9 protein-coding genes and 1 pseudogene are annotated in these 19862 nt (G+C 46.3%); 6 read left to right on the top strand and 4 right to left on the bottom strand.

Annotated features, from left to right (window positions below; translation table 11 throughout):
• Window positions 1-11: 11 nt before the first annotated feature.
• Both ACYVD4_RS15465 and ACYVD4_RS15460 read left to right on the top strand, forming a co-directional pair.
• Window positions 12-2756 (top strand): glycosyl hydrolase, encoded by a 2745-nt coding sequence (locus ACYVD4_RS15465; protein WP_460947175.1) that lies wholly within the window; start codon window positions 12-14, stop codon window positions 2754-2756.
• Between the two features lie 14 nt (window positions 2757-2770).
• Window positions 2771-5581: a glycosyl hydrolase gene (locus tag ACYVD4_RS15460; RefSeq protein ID WP_460947173.1), complete on the top strand. Its 2811-nt coding sequence runs from the start codon at window positions 2771-2773 to the stop codon at window positions 5579-5581.
• Between the two features lie 10 nt (window positions 5582-5591).
• Here ACYVD4_RS15460 and ACYVD4_RS15455 read toward each other — a convergent pair whose 3' ends face one another.
• Window positions 5592-5993, bottom strand: a complete 402-nt coding sequence (locus ACYVD4_RS15455; RefSeq protein ID WP_460947171.1) for a GxxExxY protein — start codon at window positions 5991-5993, stop codon at window positions 5592-5594.
• A gap of 63 nt (window positions 5994-6056) precedes the next feature.
• On the opposite strand from ACYVD4_RS15455, the gene ACYVD4_RS15450 reads away from it, so the two are divergent.
• From ACYVD4_RS15450 to ACYVD4_RS15435, 4 genes and pseudogenes are all read left to right on the top strand, one after another.
• Window positions 6057-6758, top strand: coding sequence for an SGNH/GDSL hydrolase family protein (locus tag ACYVD4_RS15450; RefSeq protein WP_460947169.1), 702 nt, complete (start codon window positions 6057-6059; stop codon window positions 6756-6758).
• Window positions 6759-6797: 39 nt separating this feature from the next.
• Window positions 6798-8441 (top strand): apiosidase-like domain-containing protein, encoded by a 1644-nt coding sequence (locus ACYVD4_RS15445; RefSeq protein WP_460947167.1) that lies wholly within the window; start codon window positions 6798-6800, stop codon window positions 8439-8441.
• Between the two features lie 19 nt (window positions 8442-8460).
• A pseudogene (locus ACYVD4_RS15440) lies at window positions 8461-9014 on the top strand (NADAR family protein).
• 515 nt (window positions 9015-9529) lie between these two features.
• Window positions 9530-12910: a TonB-dependent receptor gene (locus ACYVD4_RS15435; protein ID WP_460947165.1), complete on the top strand. Its 3381-nt coding sequence runs from the start codon at window positions 9530-9532 to the stop codon at window positions 12908-12910.
• Window positions 12911-13493: 583 nt separating this feature from the next.
• Here ACYVD4_RS15435 and ACYVD4_RS15430 read toward each other — a convergent pair.
• From ACYVD4_RS15430 to ACYVD4_RS15420, 3 genes are all read right to left on the bottom strand, one after another.
• A complete protein-coding gene (locus tag ACYVD4_RS15430) occupies window positions 13494-14294 on the bottom strand; it encodes a GntR family transcriptional regulator (protein ID WP_460947163.1) in 801 nt (266 codons plus the stop codon).
• A 60-nt stretch (window positions 14295-14354) separates the two neighbouring features.
• On the bottom strand, window positions 14355-15107 hold the full coding sequence (locus ACYVD4_RS15425; protein ID WP_460947161.1) for an acyl-[acyl-carrier-protein] thioesterase: 753 nt from the start codon (window positions 15105-15107) through the stop codon (window positions 14355-14357).
• A gap of 1546 nt (window positions 15108-16653) precedes the next feature.
• Window positions 16654-19800, bottom strand: a complete 3147-nt coding sequence (locus ACYVD4_RS15420; RefSeq protein ID WP_460947160.1) for an efflux RND transporter permease subunit — start codon at window positions 19798-19800, stop codon at window positions 16654-16656.
• Window positions 19801-19862 lie beyond the last annotated feature (62 nt).

Here is a 19862-nt window from a genome sequence, read left to right as displayed (position 1 = left end):
CTTTCTCTACTATGAAACTCATTTCCTCGCTATTAGGGCTGGGACTGGTGATTGCTATGGTTTCATCCGTTCCGCCAGCCGATCCGGTCAATTACGCTACGTTAAAACAAGGCTTCAAAAATCCGCCGACGCACGCCCGGCCAAAGGTGTACTGGTGGTGGCTAAACGGCTACGTCGACACGCTTCGGCTGAAGGAAGAATTGCAGGCCATCAAGAAAGCAGGCTTGGGTGGCGTCGATATTTTCGAGATCGGGTTACCACCCGCCAGCGACCTTAATCAGGTAATTCCGGCTGGGCCAGCATTCATGAGTGATGCGTCGGTCAAAACGATTCACATGGCCATTAAAGAAGCTGGTAAACTAGGGTTGGAAGTGGGCCTGAATCTGGCGAGTAGCTGGAACGCGGGCGGTACGTGGGTGACGCCCAAACATGCCGCCAAAACCATTTATTTTTCGAAAACAACGATTCAGGGCGCTGGTGCACAGCCGGTAAAACTAGCCTTCCCGACCATTACGCCCGACAAACAAGGCAACAAACGCCCGATTACCTACGGCCCGGATGGAAAACCAGCCTATCACGAAGAGATTGCCGTTATCGCGCTTCCGGCTGGCCAGCAAACGCAGTTAGACACCGCCAAAATCATTAACGTATCGAAGTTTTTCGACCCGAAAACCGAGCAACTGAACTGGAAAGCTCCGGCGGGTGACTGGGATGTTTACCGCTACATCTGTTCAAATTCGGGGGAGCAGTTGATACGGCCAACGCCACATTCAGTCGGCCCGATCATCGACCATTTTGATTCGTCGGCCACACGGATGCACGTCATGTATTTCATCGACAAGCTGAAGCCGCTCCTTGGCGATTTTAAGAAAAGTCCGTTAAAAAATCTGTATCTGGCCAGCTACGAAGCCAAAGAGTTTACGTGGACGCCAACCTTACCCGCTACGTTCAAAAAGCTACACGGTTACGATCTGTACAAGTTTCTGCCCGCCGTTTTTAATAAAAACTGGTATCAGCCGGAACTGGTCAAACGCTTTCAGTTCGACTTCGATAAAACGTTTTCTGAGCTGATGATTAACAACCACTACCGCAAGTCGAAGGAGATTTGTAATCAGCATGGGCTGCAAATTATTTCGGAATCGGGCGGGCCGGGGCACTTGCACCATATTCCGGTCGAGAGTCTGAAAGCGCTGGGGGCCATCGACGTACCGCGTGGCGAATTCTGGTACAACCGGACGTTTTTCATGGAAAACGATAAAGACAGTCTGGTCGATATGATTTATCTGGTGAAGGAGATTGCGGCTGCCTCGCACATTTATAAACGCGGCATTGTGGAGGAAGAATCGTTTACCAGTTACTGGGATTGGCAGGAAGGGCCGGGGGATCTCAAATCACTGGCCGACAGATCGTTCTGCGAAGGGATGAACCGGCTGGTGATTCACGGATTTACCCACAATCCCTCTGGTATGGGCCATCCGGGAATTGCGTATTTCGCCGGGACTCACTACAACGACCGCAACGGCTGGTGGCCCAAAAGCAAACCCTTCAACGACTACCTCGGCCGCATCTCCTTCATCCTGCAAAAGACTCAGTTTGTGGCCGACGTATTGCATTACTACGGCGACAACGTACCGAACTTGGTTCCCCCAAAAAATACGCGCTTCGCCGTCGGTCCGGGCTATGATTATGAGGTGGTGAACACTGAAGTCTTGCTACGTGATCTGACGGTCGAGAATGGTAAATGGGTGTTGCCGGGCGTTGGTACATATAGCGTGCTCAACATCGGCACCGAAGGTCGAATTCCGGCTGAAGTACGTAGCAAACTGGATCAGTTAGCCAGGAAAGGTGCTCGTTTGGTAGAATCATCCGCCAAACCTGTTGATGCGTTGAAAGCCATGAACGTAGTGCCGGATTTCAGCTACCAGGATCAGAAAGCCGACCAGCGCCATACGCCCATCGATTATATTCATTATCAACGCGATGGCCTGGATTTTTACCTGGTCCGTAACACAACCAATCAGTGGATTACGAAAGTTTGCACCTTCCGGCAGTCTGGCAAGAAACCTGAAATCTGGAATCCGGTTTCGGGTAACGTCGTGTCGGTTGCAACGTCGTCGTTGGCGAATGGACGTACCAGTTTGCCCGTTACGTTGCCGCCCAATGGGGCTTATTTTGTGGTGTTCGGTAAAGAAACAGGCACGCCTTCTCAACCCATCGGTAGTGACGGATTGGCGAGTGCGGACCAAAGCAAAACAATACAAACGTTGGCTGGTTCTTGGCAGCTTCGTTTTCCCAAAGGGTGGGGTGCTCCCGAAGCCGCTACGTTACCCGAACTGATGTCGTGGACTGAATCGGAGCAGCTGGGAATCAAGTATTTCTCAGGTATTGCTACGTATCAGAAGACGTTCGATTACAAGCCCACATCGGCTAAAAATGGTCGTCTATATCTGGATTTAGGTCGGGTGTCGAAGCTTGGCGAAGTATGGCTGAACGGCAAGTCGCTGGGCATTGTCTGGACGCCCCCGTATCGAGTAGATATTACGGACGTCGTGAAATCAGGGAGCAACGTACTGAAAGTGGACGTAGCGAATACGTGGTCGAATCGGCTGACGGGGGATGCTATCACGGGTGAGAAATTCACTAAAACCAACATTACCAAAGCCAACAAAAATCTGGTTCCGTGGGGGAAACTACCTTTAATCGAATCAGGATTATTGGGGCCAGTGACTATTCAAACTGTAACCGTAGCGCGTTAATCCGGATAAAGCACATGAAGACGATAATCGCTTTTTTTGCCTTTTTGAACGTACTGGCTTTGTCGGGAACGGCACAGAACGTTACGTATCAGCAACTCCAGCAGGGATTCAAAAATCCTCCGCAGCAGGCGCGGCCCAAGACGTATTGGTGGTGGCTCAACGGCAATGTTGATACGGTGCGGCTGAAGGAGGAGCTGAACGCCATGAAAACCGCCGGAATTGGTGGTGTCGATATTTTCGAAATTGGTGTACCGGGGGCCAATAATCCGAAGGGAATGGTGAAAGCCGGTCCGCCGTTTATGAGCGATGAATCGCTGAACGCCATCGAAATCGCCATTCGGGAAGCAACACGCTTGAATCTGGAAGTGGGGCTGAATCTGGCCAGTAGCTGGAATGCGGGTGGAAGCTGGATTAAGCCACAACATGCAGCCAAGTCGATTTATTTCTCCAAAACGGTGGTCGATGGCGGAAGTCAGCAAGCTATTAAATTGGCCTTTCCAGAAATTTCGAAACTCGACGAACGTGGCAAACCCCGTGTTATTGAAATCGGTACCGACGGTCGACCGGTTTATCATCAGGAGATCGCCGTTGTCGCTTTACCTGTTCGTGATAAAACGACAACGCTCGATACGGCTCAAATCATTTCACTGTCGCGGCAGTTCGATACGGGCAACGAAACGCTGAACTGGAACGTACCGGCTGGCAAATGGGAGGTCTATCGCTACGTCTGCTCCAACTCCGGCGAGCAACTAAAATTACCCAGCGAGAATTCGAAAGGGCCCATCATAGATCACTTCGATTCGTCGGCTACGCGGGCGCATTTCCAGTATTTCATTAATAAGCTGAAGCCGCGCTTTGGTGATTTCTCGAAAACAACGCTAAAAACGTTGTATCTGGCGAGTTATGAAGCAACCGGGTTTGTCTGGACACCAACCTTACCCGCCATGTTTCAGAAAATCCATGGTTATTCCATCGATAAATTTCTTCCGGCTTTGTTCGATAAAACGTTGTTGAAATCAAATCTGTCGGCTGATTTTCAGCAGGATTTCAACCGGACATTGTCTGATTTGATGATTCAGAACCATTACCGAAAGGCGGGCGAAATATGTCACGAGAATGGCTTACAGATTGCATCGGAAGCGGGCGGTCCGGGGCCTCCGCTCCACAACGTTCCGGTTGAAACGCTGAAAGCATTAGGCGCGCTTGATGTACCACGTGGCGAATTCTGGAGTCGTTATCAGTACATGGCTCCCGATAGCGTGGACATTATGTGGCTCGTGAAGGAAATTGCTGCTGCGGCCCATATCTACAAACGCCGGATGGTTGAGGAAGAATCGTTTACGAGTTTTCACCACTGGCAGGAAGGCCCGTTCGATCTGAAGCCCATTGCCGACCGAGCGTTTTGCGAGGGAATGAATCGGGTGGTTATTCACGGATTTAGTCATAATCCAATGGGTACGGGTTTTCCGGGAATCGTCTACACCGCCGGTACGCATTTCAACGATAAGCAAACGTGGTGGCCGAAAGTAAAACCGTTTACGGATTATCTGGGCCGCGTATCGCACGTATTGCAAAACACGGATTTTGTGGCCGATGTGGTGTATTATTATGGCGATCAGGTTCCGAATTTTGTCGCGCCCAAAAACACGCGCTTCACGGTGGGGCCGGGCTATGATTACGAGATCATCAATACCGATATTCTGCTGAATGACCTGACGGTAAAAGACGGGCAATGGGCGCTGTCGAATGGGGCCAGGTTCAAGGTATTGGCGCTTAGTAAAACGGATAAACTGCCGGACGTAGTGCTTGCAAAACTTCGTCAACTGGCAAAACAAGGCGGTGTCATTAGCGGTGCTACGTTCTCCGAATCGTCTCCGCTGGCACTTCTTCAACAGCAATCAGTAGGGCCGGATTTTAGCTTTTCGGGCGCTACACAGTTGATGCTGGATTACGTACATTATCGCCAGCAGGACATGGATTTTTATCTGATACGTAACACGACCGATCAATGGATATCGACATATAGTTCGTTCAGACAAACGGGTAAACTGCCGGAATTGTGGAATCCGATAACAGGTGCTATTACGCCTATTTCGGTGTATGAGCAGAAAGGCCAGCAACTGCGATTGCCGATTACGTTGCCTCCCTACGGTTCGTATTTTGTCGTTTTCCGAAAAGGAACCGGCAAGCCCCATTTCACAGCCATGCGGACGGAAGAACCGCCTTTGTTCGACTATACCGCCGATGGTGTACGGCTTCTTAAAGCAGGTACCGTTGAATTGGTGGGTAAGACCAAATCGCCGGAACGCATAAAAACCGACATTGTAGAGCAGCTCGTAACGGGTTCGTGGCAACTAAAATTTCCGGCAAATTGGGGAGCGCCAGCGTCTGTTATGTTGCCGAAACTGATTTCATGGACTGAGTCGGAACAATTGGGTATCAAGTATTTTTCGGGGACTGGTACGTATCAGAAAACGTTCTCGTTCACTACGTTGGTCAACAATCGGAATGACCGGGTTTATCTGGATCTTGGCAAACTGTCGGAAATTGCTGATGTGTGGTTGAACGGAAAACATCTCGGTATTACGTGGGCTGAACCGTATCGGTTTGATATTACGGACGTAGTGCGAAAAGGTGATAATCAACTGAAAGTAGAGGTGTCCAATACGTGGTCGAACCGATTGACGGGCGATGCCATTACAGGCGAAAAATTTACGAACAGCAACATTGCTATCGGCTATAAAGGAACGCCCTGGAAGCAAGTGCCGCTGATTGAATCGGGTTTGCTGGGGCCGGTGAAAGTTGGGGTTATAAAAACTAAATGAACACGGATTTTTATGATTGATTATGATTTTTTCGATCGTTCGTAAAGACTTTACGTTTTAATTGGGGAACCCGGCCAAAGTTGAGTAACAAGCCTACCTCAATGTCAGTGGCTTTTAGGTAATTTGTTAATTGGGCTTCGTGTTCAGGCGCTATACCATCTGCTGCCTTTAGCTCAACGATAACACAATCATTAATTAGTAAATCGGCGTAATAAATGCCAATTTTTTGATGCTCATAAAAAACAGCAATAGGCTTTTGAGCAACACAGTATAAGCCCATTTTTTGTAGCTCAATACGCATAGCATTTTCATAAACCTTTTCAAGGAAGCCATAACCTAAAGTATTATAAACTTTATAGAAAGCTTTCAAAATCAATTGCGTAAGTTCAGAATCCTGAAAATTAGTAGTCATATTAATTGTTTTAGACTACATATTTAACCGTAAAAAATCATAATAATCCGTGTTCTATCAGCTATGGCTAAAATTATCCTGATCTTTTGTCTTTTACCATTCATCAGCAACGCCCAAATCGCCGATTCTGCTACGTATCTGGCTGATGTTAGGAAAGAACTGACCGTAGTATGGCCTAAAAACCGGACGATCAATCTGGTGTTTCATGGGCATTCCGTTCCGGCGGGTTTCTGGCACGACCACGAAGTGCATACAATGGAATCCTACCCAATACTGACTTTAGCCAAGGTGAAAACACACTATCCATATGCGGTTGTCAACGCCATAGTTACGGCCATAGGTGGTGAAAATTCGATAAAAGGGCAGACGCGTTTTGAGTCGGACGTATTGGTTCATAAACCCGACGTATTGTTCATTGATTATGCTTTGAACGACCGTTTTTTAGACATTAATAAAGTCCGGGAAGCCTGGGAGAAAATGATTCAATCGGCGCAGGCTAAGGGAATAAAAACGATTCTGCTAACGCCTTCGCCCGATCAGCGACTGGATATTCTGGATGCGAAAAATCCGCTGGAACCCTACGTACAGATGATTCATCAACTGGCCGAAAAATACCATACAGGGCTGGCTGATCCTTATGTGCAGTTTAAGGCTATTGCCAAACGGGGGGAGCTGAAAAACTATATGTCGCACGTGAATCACCCCAACAAAATCGGGCATGAGGTTATCGTCAATGAGCTAATAAAGTGGCTGGCGAACAAGTAGATTTTGGTGCTTAAGCGGTTAGGTAAAAAAAGAATGAAGATGCCTCGAATTTTACCTCTTGCTACGTTACTGACTTCATTTACCGTACTTATTAGCTTCGCCGGATTTGCACAAACGGGCTTGTGGATGAAGTACGAAAAAGCCTTTGAAAGCACCAAAACCTATGCAAATCCGATTTACAACGTAGCGAAATTTGACGTACAGTTCGTGTCGCCATCGGGGCGAAAGAAAACGGTTAGCGGTTTCTGGGATGGTGGTACGTTGTGGAAAGTTCGATTTGCCCCTGATGAAGTTGGTGCGTGGACGTATCGTTCGCGTTGTTCTGATACGTTGAATACGGGTTTGCACAACGTAGCAGGGCAGTTTGAATGTGTAGATAAAAAATCGAAGCTGGCGATTTATTCCAAAGGAAGCATTATTCACCCAAAAGGAACGTATCATCTGACCCACAGCGACGGCACGCCTTTTTTCTTTGCCGCCTGTACGGCCTGGAACGGTACGCTTAAATCGACCGATGCCGAGTGGAGCGCCTACCTTCAGGATCGCGAAAAAAATCATTATTCCGTGATTCAGTTTGCCGCTACGCAATGGCGCGGTTGCGATAAAAACAGCGAAGGCCAGGTTGCGTTCGAAGGATCGGGACATATTAGTATCAACCCGAAATACTTTCAGCATCTCGACAAAAAAATTGATGCGATCAATCAGCAGGGTTTGGTGGCGGCTCCGGTTTTGTTGTGGGCACTTCCGGTAGCGGAGGGGCGTGAGTTGAGTCCCGGCTATTACCTGCCTGATAACGAAGCGATTTTACTGGCGAACTATATGGTCGCCCGATACGGCGGCAATCACGTAATCTGGATTCTGGGGGGCGATGGCAAGTACGTTCAGGAGTACGAACAGCGCTGGAAAAACATTGGTCGGGCGGTGTTCGGAAAAGAGCATCCGGGCGTAGTTTCGCTGCATTCGCAGGGACGTTCGTGGATTGGAAAAGAGTACGCACAGGAAGACTGGCTCGATATTGTGGGTTACCAAACCGGGCACAATAGTTCGGAGTCAACGATTCGCTGGATGACGGACGGACCCGTGGCAAAGGAATGGCAAAAGTTGCCGCCTAAAGTACTGATCAATATGGAACCTGTTTACGAACGTATCAATCAAAATCTGAAAGACAAAGACGTTCGGCAGGCGAGTTACTGGAGTTTGTTTTCAACGCCGGTTTCGGGCATTACGTATGGCGCAGGTGGAATCTGGCCGTGGCTGCGCTCGGGCGAAAACGTATTGAATCACGGGAAATCAGACGGCCTGCCAACCTGGGATGAATGCCTGAAACTGGACGGTAGCAAGCAAGTTGGCTACTTGTCGAATTTTATGGCGCAGCATAACTGGTGGCAGTTGAAACCGGCTCCCAAGTTATTGGCCGAGCAACCGGGACAAACATCGCCCGAACGCTACGTATCGGTGGTTCAGTCTGACGATCAGCGTAGTATCTTGGCCTATGTACCCGATCAGACTTCCATTTCGATCAACAATCCGTTTCAGCGCGACTACACCGGTCAATGGTACGATCCGGTTACCAACCAGACAACGACGGCCACGCTTGATAAAAAGGGAGGACGTATCGTCGCAAAATCGACCAGTGCTGGCGATAAGGTGCTAGTTTTGAAGGTGAGTAGTGTTTCTCGTTGAGAAACCGGACATAAACATAATGCAGATACAATACGATTTAGACTGGCTAATAGAACGATTTGAAAAGGGTAAAAAGGTAAAATATCTTTTCTTCTGGGGGCATCAGAAAAGCAAGGGCGGAGAGCTAACAGGGGCTTGTTTTAGCCAGTGGTGGCCATCAGCCTTTATAGTTGATAACGTAACATATAATACCGCCGAGCATTGGATGATGGCGCAAAAAGCGTTGTTGTTTGGTGATCAGGAAACGTACAACAAAATAATTGTCACTAAATCCCCCGCCGAAGCTAAAGCACTCGGGCGTCAGGTTGCTAATTTTGATGAAGCGCTCTGGAAGAAAAACGATATGAGATCGTAGTTGAAGGAAGTCTACAGAAATTTAGTCAGCATAACGATTTACAAGAGTTTATGCTCAACACAAAAGATCGGATCTTGGTTGAAGCTAGTCCCGTAGACAGAATCTGGGGAATCGGTCTGGCGGCCGATAATGATAGAGCCGAAAATCCTAAGCTTTGGAACGGGTTGAACCTGCTCGGTTTTGCATTGATGGAAGTTCGAGACAGGTTAAAAGCTTGATCGATTAAATACAGGCAATGTTACAACTTCAGCGAATTAGACGCACTTACTTCTACTGCTCTAACTGTCGTTAGCAATAAATTCTTCCTATTTGACTTCCTGTTCAGGATAGCTTATCGTTGCCCTCTTTAACTTCATGATGTACAGCGTAATTGTGGAAATTGACCACGATTTTTTATAAATCTCAAAAATTAACAATTTATTAACATATATAGGATTTTACATTCTAAAGTCTACGAATATATCACTTGCAATCGATTGAAAATAAAGGATAAAACGGCCATAAGTACATTCAAAACCAGCCTTATATTTTTATGATTTTTTAATCTTAGATAGTTTGTTGTTTTTATAGATATGGATTTTTTTAATATATATAGTCTGTTTGTGCAGGTTAAATATTGTTTTTTGTAGAAATTACATTTTGACTCTCTCATTAAAAAGAGATTAATTTGCGGTTAATTACAGACATCGTGATGCGGTGTTCATCAAGTATTATTGACCTAATTGCCAAAATTATGAATCGGAAAAGTTTACTTTTCAGAACACTAGTTACACTGCTAGTGGGCTTTTCGATTTCCTTTATGGGGAAACAAGCCTACGCTCAAGTAACAACATCAGCAATTAATGGTGTCATCACAGACACGAAAGGAGAAGTGCTTCCGGGTGCAACGGTGGTAGCCATCCATGAACCTTCAGGAACGAAATACGGAACGGTAACCACAGAGGCCGGACGGTATAGCTTTCCTTCAGTACGTGTGGGCGGCCCTTATAAAGTGACCGTTACGTTTGTCGGGTTTTCTGACAAGAGCACGTCCAATGTATTTGCACAATTAGGCGTTCCAACGAATGTAAATCTTGTGATGAGCGACGGTGCCAACCAGCTAGAAGAGGTTGTCGTTACGTCAGGAGCTGGTCAGGTATTCAACGGACAGAAAACGGGAGCCGCTACGTCTGTAAACAGCGAAATGCTACGTACATTGCCCACGGTTACACGTAGTATCACCGACTTCACCCGGATGACCCCTCAGGCAAACGGAACTAGTTTTGCAGGTCGGGATGGTCGTTATAACAACTTTCAGGTTGATGGTGCAAACTTCAATAATGGTTTCGGTTTAAATGATAATCCATTGCCAGGTGGTGGCGGTCTTTCGCTCGATGCTATCGAAGAAATTCAGGTAAACGTAGCACCTTTCGACGTAAGACAAAGTGGATTTTCGGGTGCTGGGATTAATGCCGTAACACGCTCAGGTACAAATAAATTTACCGGCTCTGCCTATGGATTTTTCAGCAACCAGAATTTACAGGGTTCGAAAGTGAACGGCGAACGAATTGAGAATCCAGCTTCTACGAATCAGACGCTGGGTTTGCGCCTTGGAGGGCCTTTGGTGAAAAATAAGCTGTTCTTCTTTGTGAATGCTGAACAGATCAAGAAAACAGGTTCAGGCGTGGGTGCGGTTAACCTTTGGAGGGCTTCTACAGATGGCGTTGCGAATCCAGGGCAAAACATTACGCGGGTTCGGCGGTCGGATCTTGAGGCCGTTCAAAACCACCTGATCAACAGATGGGGATACGATCCGGGCGCTTATGAGAATTATGCAAATGATAACAGCGAAAAAACGACGTCTATACTCGCCCGAATCGACTGGAACATCAGTTCTAAACACAAGCTGGCCGTACGGTATAATCAGGTGGAAAGTTCTTCGCCTTCGTTGGTAAATGCAAACTCAGGCGCTTATCCACGTACACCGGTTCAGACAGGACGTGTGAGCGCGCTTTCGATGTCGTTCGCGAACACGATGTACAATACCAAAAATATAGTTCGCTCGATCACCGCCGAATTAAACAGCGAGATCACGCCAAAACTGTCGAACCAGCTTCTTGCTACGTACAGCCGCATTCAGGCAACACGTAGCTCTCCCAGCTCGGAGTTCCCGATGATCGATATTGGATTTGCTGGAGATAGCCTTGCCAAACCGGGCACCACTACGTATCAGAACTACATTAGTGCTGGTTATGAATTATTTACGTACGGAAACGACGTATTAAACGACAACTACGTTTTTACCAATAACCTGACTTACATTACGGGCAAGCACACGTTTACGGGCGGTGTCAGCTTTGAAACCCAGAAATTCGGAAACCGCTACCTACGTAACGGTACGTCTTACTACCGCTACGCATCTGTTGAAGCCTTTCTGGCAACAGGTACGCCAGCCGAACGAGCACCGCTCCAGTTCGCATTAACGTATCCATACGAAGGGCAGGACCCCTATGCTCCGATCCGCTATGCTTTACCGTCGATCTATATTCAGGACAAATTTGATGTTAACGACCGATTGACGGTGACAGCCGGTATCCGTGCGGAAATGCCGATGTTCCTGAGTGATCTGACTCGTAACTCGGTTGTTGATACGTTGAGATTACTGGGTGTAAATGGTCAGCCACGTACGTATGACTCTGGCTCATGGCCAAAAACGCGTGTGATGCTTTCACCACGTGTCGGCTTTAGATGGGATGTAAAAGGCGACAAGTCGCTGATCGTACGTGGGGGAACGGGAATTTTTGCGGGTCGTGTTCCCTTTGTATGGCTGACCAATATGCCGTCTAACCTTGGTGTAATTCAGAATGTAGTGGAACCAGGAAGTTACGCGGCTTCTGCTCCATGGATTGGCGACATCCGTTTTAATCCTGACAAATACCACTGGCTAAACAACACGCCTACTAGTGCACAGAATGTATTTATCAAGAATGCCCGTGCCGGTGTTCCGAGCACGCTTGCGCTGGTCGATGAAAACTTCAAAATGCCTCAGATATGGCGTACAAGTTTCGGTGTAGATTATAAGATTCCGGGAACGCCATTTGCATTAAGTGGAGACTTCCTGTATACGAAAGATATTCAAGCAGTTTACCAATTCGGTGCCAACAGAAAGCAGGCGACTCAACGCATGAATTACAGCGGTGATAATCGTGAATTCTACCCCAACACGGCATCGTACCAATATAACAATCGTGTGGGTGCTAACTCGGTGTCTGTATTGACGAACACAACCAAAGGTTACTCGCTGAACGCAACCATCGGGTTGACCATGCAGGCACGTCGCGGATTCTATGGTTCGTTGTTCTACTCACACACGACGGCAAAAACAACGACCGACAATCTGGGTTCTAATGCAAGCTCGGCCTGGGGTGCTACGCCAAATATCAACAACCCGAACGATCTGCAACTATACAGTTCTGAAGGTGCCCTGCCTAGCCGTCTGGTAGGCACGCTGTCTTATCGCGTTGAGTATGCCAATCACCTGGCTTCTACGTTCAGTCTGTTCTATAATGGTGCTAGCCAATCGCGCTTCTCGTATACGTACAATGGTGACCTGAATGGTGATGCAATCGGTGCAGACATGTTGTACGTACCACGTAGTGCTTCTGAATTGAATTTTGCATCGTTTACGAGTGGTGGAAAAACGTTCTCCGCTGAACAGCAGACTCAGGCATTTGAACGTTACATCACTAACAATGAATACCTGAATGGCCAAAGAGGTCAGTACGTTCCGCGTAATGGTGGCCTGATGCCTTGGTTGAACCGTTTCGACTTCAAATTTATTCAGGATATATTCACGAACATTGGTTCCAGCAGAAACACACTGCAATTGAGTATTGATGTAATCAATGCAGGAAATCTTCTGAATTCAAACTGGGGTATCCGTAAGGAATTAATCGCTAGTTCTAACCTGCCACTACGTCGTACGAGTGTTAGCTCAACCGGTGTTCCGACGTTCAATATGACTCCAGTACAAATTGGCGGTGAAACCGTACTGCCAACTGGAAATATGTTCCGCGATATTACTACTACTTCTACTACGTGGAGTATGTTAGTAGGTGTAAGATATTTGTTCTAGAACAAACGCTTTTCTAATCAATAAAAAAGTAGGCTACTTTAATTATAGAAGCCTACTTTTTTATTGATTAGAAAATGTAAACTAATAAGTGGGTGAGAATGCTATTTCTGGAAAATGCACTTACTGTATTCTGTTGATTATCTGTTGAATACGCGAAATAAGTAGCTCAATAATGTATCAATGATTTAAATAAAATATTGATACTATTTATTTAAGATATTATCAATTGAAAATTTATTAAAATGGGATTAAATTCTTAATTTGCAACCGATTTGGTTAGCTTGTCTTCCTTAAGGTGAGCTAGGTACTGGTTCTTCTCAGTTGAAAAGAACCAGTTTTTTATTGTGTATATTTTTTGAGATTGTTATTCTTTTTCAACCTGTTTAATGCATTATAAACTATAAAAATAGTATGAAATTTCCTGTATAATAGATGAATTTTTTCTGTCAGTATTTAAAAATATAATATCGCTCTGTATACTCTTTTTTTACAGTGTTTAATCAATTTTCTCTTACTAAAAAAATATAATTTTCAGCCCAATTTTATACGAAATAAATACGTTGTAATAAATACGTTGTAAATTCTATGATTTTAGTGAGTTTGACAATTTAGGGGCGTGTTCAGGATTGGCGATGACAGCGAATTTGTACTTGTCGCCGTGATAGTACGATTGCTCGATTTCTACTACGTTGTCGCCGGTACAGACTACGGCACTATCAAGCACAAAAACGGGTGTTGGCTTGCTTAGCTCAAAATTGGTAGTGTTTGGCTCTAGAATTTTTACCCCCAGCGTTTGTTGCACTTCCGTAATTTTCAACTGGTACGTATCTTCATACACCTTGAAATACGAAATCTCGGTAGGGACTCGGTTAATCTTTGGGCAAAGCGTCAACGAGATGTATTTGACTTCATCTTTAATCAAAAGCTCGTCGGCATAACGTAGCTGATGCAGTTTGAGTACAGGCCCAGCAATAATAAAATGGCGGCCGTTAATCTCCGACGAAATACCATCGGGCAAAACGGTTTTTTCAAGTACGATATTTTTGGGCGTGAAGCCTTCAGCAATCAGACTGTCGTGAAACCCGCGTCGGGTGGCGTAAATAGAGCCGAGCGTACGTAACAGGTGATGGTCTTCCGTACGATTCAGTACGTAAGTGCCTTTGCCTTTAATCCGTCGCGCCCACCCTTTCGATTCAATTTCGAGGAGCGTTTTTCGGGCAGTAGTGTTGCTGATTGAGTAGGTTTTGATCAGTTCGTTTTCCGATGGAATCTGATCACCGGGTTGTAGTTCTCCCCTTTTGATCTTATCGATAATAAACTCGCTCAAAGCAATAAACTTTGCCTTGTCGGTCCTGACTCCTGTGGATATTTCGTTTTTTTCCATGCCGTTAAGCCTGCTCATGTTCAGATTTCACGTTCTATGATGAAAACTGAAACAAATAATTTACTCACCTGTTCGCCACCGGCTTTGTGCCAGCAATACTTCTTTGCCCGACTCTCGCTGCACAATTCGATGCAGCCTCGTTTCCTGCGTTTCGGCTGCCGTTTGAATACTGAGCTGATCGTGCCAGTGGCATTCGGTACGGTAAACTAAATCAATTTCAGCTAATTCCCACATTTGTAGCAACGTATCACTCACCGATTCGAGCAACCAGCCAACATACGCTACGTTGTTTACATGTTGGTTCTGGTCAATACTCAGCCAGCCGACTTCCACCAGTTTCTCGTCGTCTGGTAAAAAGGGTGTTGACTGAAAATCAGGTTTTAACGCAAGTCGCGGCAGTGGTTCCAGACCCGTTGGTGGCGAGAGCCGGCGGATGAAATCGGGAAGCAGAACCATAGCCCGTTTTTCCAGACCAAAGACGAGCCACGTACTGGTAGCATCGGCCAGCAACGTACCATCTTCGGCCAGTACCTGAAAATCGCGATAGATAAAATATTTCTCAACCGTGGTCGGATAGGTAGTGAGCCTAATGGTTTGGCCGTATCGCGGATACTGGTGCATCCGAAGGCGAAATCGCATCAACATCCAGCCAAATCCTTGTTGTGCCAGATCGTTAATACCAATGCCGTAATCGATGGCATTGCGGTTGGCTGATTCCTGCATCAGGTTCATCAGGGCTATAACACTCATTCGCCCAAAAGCATCGCATTCGTAGCCACGTAGTGTAAATGTATCGGTCTGGATAAAAGCCATGCTGCAAAGGTAAGACGAAGCTTGAATCACTGTAAATCAACTAAAAAGATTGTGTAAGAGTAGCCTGTTTGGTAATTCTATTCAGGTTTCTACTATTTTCAAACAATTAAGTATACTATTATTGTTTATATGGGCAATTGTGATGTGGTGTCTAATATTCTAAAAGGGTTACATAGTAAAACCAACTATGCAACTAACTCATCGGTCTTCAAGTCTAACTGGTGTAACCTCTGATATACTTTGTCTGAATCAGAAACTTTCTGAATTGACTCGCTGTGAGTGGAAAATCTTGCTATGCATAGCTACCGATTTGACAAATCTTGAGATTGCAGAAAAACTTTGTCTGACTGTAAAAGCATTGAAAACTACCATACCCGAATCGTAACTATAATATTTGTAATGCACAAGTGTATCTTCCGTCAATTTTGGTTGGGAGTCCTTATATGGTGCAGCAACAGGTAGTATGGGCGATGCCCTTTATTATATAAGACCAATTCCTGGTGGATGTTAATTAGAATCAAATAACAAATCTGTAAGCTATCGGTGCTATAGTACTGATAGCTTACTTTACCCTGAAGCGTATGAAGACCTACAGAAGTATTTGTGTCCTATTATTAGGAGTTGTTTTTGGTTGTAAGGCATGATCTAGGTACCTTTAACAGTCGGGCTAAAACACAGAAATATGCGATAGGTGATATACTTAAAAATTACGGTTCGCTGCCCAGTGGTTATTATAAATTAAAATACGCAAATGAAAAGGCATTGCCGACAGAGCATCGTGAAAACGCTATCTGGTACAGTGAGAGTGAAGAAAAATTAATGATAGAGGTCGATATAAATAGCGGCCCAGATTGTACTTGGGAGAAGGTGACTAGGACAGTTTTAGAGCAGGCTTATAAATCATCCGATAGTATGTTAAAAGTCGATTCGTTGTCAAAGCCTAACCAACCAACATCGCAATGCCTGAAGTAGCTTTCATAGGGGCTCGCTAAACTGTGTCAAACCTCTCCGCATTCTAGTATTTCCTTAACTAATAATATACCCTTTATGATGTGAATACAAACTTTTTCTTGGTGCTGGGTAAGTGGTCGCCCTTTACTTTTTTATGCGATGAAACAGCCACTTATCTATGCTTGCCTAAAATTATGTCTGACCCAAAAAAGCGTTGAAAATCAGGAGTTATATTATCAATTTTTGAAGGATATTTAAAGCTATGAATGCAGCCCCAAAACTTATCAGTGCTATTGTATGCTTTGGACTGATTCTGTTCATTGGTGCATTCAATAATGAGGTATTTGCATGTTTGGGGCGTATTGTATCGCCAGAAGTGAACAATTACAGATTGTCTATTAGTTTGTGTTTGATGTGGGTTATCTTATACCCTTTGGTTCTTACAGGCTATTTTACGAAACGATTCTGGGGCTCTATAATCATCTTCCTAGCTTGGGGACTTGTGCATGACTTTTTGTAACGAAAGCAATCGATTGGAAACGATTAACAGAATATTTTCAAGCACCCTACAACATAAAGAAGTAGGGTGCTTTTATTAATGAGCTTCGATGGGAACCGTTACCAGCTTTGGTTTGTGGGTTGTGTCCCGGCGATAAAACATTCGGTAAATAATTGGGAAAACCAGCAAGGTCAGAATTGTTGCGGTGATTAAGCCACCGATTACAACAATGGCCAGTGGTTTCTGAGTTTCGGAGCCAATACCGGTCGATACAGCGGCTGGAAGCAGACCGATAGCTGCCATTAATGCCGTCATGACTACCGGACGAATCCGTGATTTAACCCCATCACGAATGGCTTCATCGAGCGGCATTTTTTGCTGTCGATTACTATTGAATACGGTGATGAGGATAACCCCATTCTGCACACATATACCAAACAGAGCGATAAAGCCAACCCCTGCCGAAATACCGAAATTCATACCCGTTACGTGGAGTGCGAGAATCCCGCCAATGAGGGCAAACGGTACGTTCAATAGTACCAGTCCCGCATCTTTCGCGTTACCGAACGTAATGAACAGAATCACGAAAATGGCCGCAATACTAATCGGAACAACTTGCCCAAGCCGCTCAGTGGCACGAACCTGATTCTCGAATTCACCAACCCATTCAACCGAATAGCTCTTTTCGGGTGTGAGTTTTTCGCGAACACGCCGTTGCGCTTCGGCAATGGTGCTTCCCAAATCGCGACCGCGTACCGAGAATTTTACGCCGATAAAACGTTTGTTCAGATCACGATAAATGAACGCTGGGCCAGTTACCTGCTTGATGGTCGCAATTTCTTTCAGTGGAATTTTGCCGCCACTCATCGTTGGCACCATCAGCCGCATAATATCTTCTTCGCTCTTGCGATACTCTGGCTGAAAACGTACCCGAATGTCGAATTTACGTTCGCCTTCGTACAGAATCGACGCGGTTTTACCACCAATCGCCATTTCGATTACGGCCTGTGCATCAGCAGTCGATACGCCGTAGAGCGCCATTTTGTGGTCGTGAAAAAGTACGCTTACTTCGGGTTGTCCTACGTTACGTATGATGCCTAAGTCTTTGATGCCTTCTACGTTCTTGACGGCTTCCATTGCCTGACGGGCGTATTTTTCCAGCTCATACACGTCCGGCCCAAAAATCTTGATACCATTGCTGGCTTTGTATCCGGCTACGGCTTCTGCTACGTTGTCGATAATGGGTTGCGAATAGTTGTAGAGAACCCCCGCGTAGTTTTTCAGTTTGGCGTCCATTTCGTCGGTCAATTCTTCAACGCTCATCTTGCGTCCGGGCCGACGTTCGGACCATTCGTCTTTAGGCTTTAAATCGACCTGAAACTGACAGAAATAGAAACCGTTAGGGTCGGTACCATCGTTCGAGCGGCCAACCTGCGAAAGCACCTGCTTCACTTCGGGAAACTTCTTTAAATCTTCCCGAATCGTTTTGGCCATATCGACACTTTCAGGCAGCGACATACTCATTGGCAGTTCAGCCGTAACCCACAGAGCGCCTTCGTTCAATTGGGGCAAAAACTCTGTTCCCAGCAAACTGGCAGAAAAGAACGTAGCACCCATGAAGCAGATCGACGCAACCAGACTGATTCGCCGATGCCGAAAGCACCAGCCAAAGCCAGCCATTACAATTCGGTCGAAGAAATTGACGAGTGGGTTATTTTTCTCCCGTACGTTTTTCTTTAGCAGTATAGAGCAAAGAACCGGCACCAGCGTCAGCGTGAACAACAGCGCGCCCAGCAGCGCAAAACCGAGGGTCCAGGCTAAGGGCGAGAACATTTTACCTTCTACTTTCTGGAACGAGAAAATAGGGAGTAATGCCGTGATAATGATGAGTTTGGAGAAGAAAACGGCTTTCCCCAGATCGCCACCCGTTTTGCGAATCAGGCCTAGTTTCGACATGCGGTTGAATTTCGCCATGCCGTTTTTGTGGGCCAGATGATCTAACGTAACAAATATCCCCTCGACCATGACGACCGCGCCATCGATGATAATCCCGAAATCGACCGCGCCCATCGACAGTAGGTTAGCCGACATGCCCCGAAGTTTGAGACACATGAACGCAAAGAGCAGGGCCAACGGAATAATAATCGAGACAATGACCGTAGTACGCCAGTCGGCCATGAACAGAAACACGATCACCGTTACCAGCACGATACCTTCGGTAAGGTTGTGCAATACGGTTTTGGTACAGAACTCAATCAGGTTGTCGCGGTCGTAGAACGTAACCATCTTCACGTCCGACGGCAGTACACGGGTGTTTAATTCCTCGATTTTGTCTTTTACCCTCGCCAGAATTTCGCTCGGATTTTCACCTTTCCGCATCACAATGATGCCTTCTACTACGTCGTCGTTTTTATCGAGACCAACCTGGCCCACGCGCGGCAGGTTCGATTCAGCCACTTCCGCTACGTTCTTTACCAGCACCGGATTGCCACCCGCTTCCTCGATCAGGATGTTTTCGATATCCTGAATCGACGTGAGTAAGCCAAGGCCACGTACTACGTAAGCTTGTCCGTTCCGTTCAATCACATCGCCACCTACGTTGATATTGCTACGTGTAACGGCCTGATACACTTCCAGCGGGGTAATGTCGTATTTGGTCAGTTGGGTTGGATTAACCCGTAGCTCGTAAATCTTATCGCGTCCGCCAAAGGCTACGATGTCGGCCACGCCCGGCACGGCACGTAGTTGTCTGTCAATGACCCAATTCTGAAGCGTGAGCAGTTCGCGGCTGTCGCGTTGGGCGCTTTCGAGCGTATAGCGAAAAATTTCACCGGTTGGGCCATAAGGCGGCTGAATTTCCGGTTCGACACCATCGGGCAGTGATACGTTTCGAAGGAGGTTATTGACCTGTTGTCGGGCAAAGAAATCATCGACGTCATCATCAAAAATGATCTTCATCACCGACAGGCCGAACATGGTTGTGGAACGGACGTTACTCTTGCGTTGTACCGAATTCATCGCTACTTCAATCGGCACCGTAACGAACCGTTCCACCTCTTCGGCCGAACGTCCGTTCCATTGCGTTACCACAATAATCTGCGTATTCGTTACGTCCGGGAAAGCCTCCAGTGGCGTATTCAAATAGCTGTAAATACCGGCAAGCACAAGAGCACCCGTCATGAAAAAGACGAAGAAGCGATTCTTGAGCGAAAAGCCGACAATATTTCGAATGAGTTTGTTCATGGGAAAAAGGGTAAGGGCATGGGGGAGAGGGTTGGGGCGACATACAGAAAGACTCTTCTGCT

The sequence above is a fragment of the Spirosoma daeguense genome, assembly GCF_054776875.1.
The sequence above is the reverse complement of the archived record's forward strand: the minus strand, read 5'-3'. Positions and strand labels throughout refer to the sequence as shown.